The organism is Bradyrhizobium cosmicum (genome assembly GCF_032290525.1).
In the GTDB taxonomy this organism is placed as follows: Bacteria; Pseudomonadota; Alphaproteobacteria; order Rhizobiales; family Xanthobacteraceae; genus Bradyrhizobium; species Bradyrhizobium cosmicum_A.
This window is the reverse complement of sequence record NZ_JASXTA010000354.1, coordinates 1-258: the sequence shown is the minus strand read 5'-3', so window position 1 is coordinate 258 and position 258 is coordinate 1. Positions and strand designations below refer to the sequence as shown.

General features: G+C 47.7%; 1 pseudogene. It reads right to left on the bottom strand.

The features are described 5' to 3' along the window. Positions 1-36: 36 nt before the first annotated feature. Positions 37-258: pseudogene (locus QSV46_RS40220) on the bottom strand (hypothetical protein); the annotation flags it as partial.

Genomic DNA, 258 nt, shown 5'->3' with positions numbered 1-258 from the left:
GACGTAGGCAGATAGCGCTTAATGCTAAAAATTTGTTTAATGGTTTTTGGGTGATAGATTGTGGGGACACACCTCTGTATGAATCGGGCAGAGTTTTTGCGCCACTTGTTGTAGCAGATCTATCGCTTCGTCATCTAACTGCATGGCAGCTAACATAGCACTAGGAATGCTAGCGGCTTGAACTTTTAAGGCATCCCCTTTGGCAGTGAGCGATATTTGTACCACCCGTTCGTCTTGGGTGGCACGCTCGCGATGCAC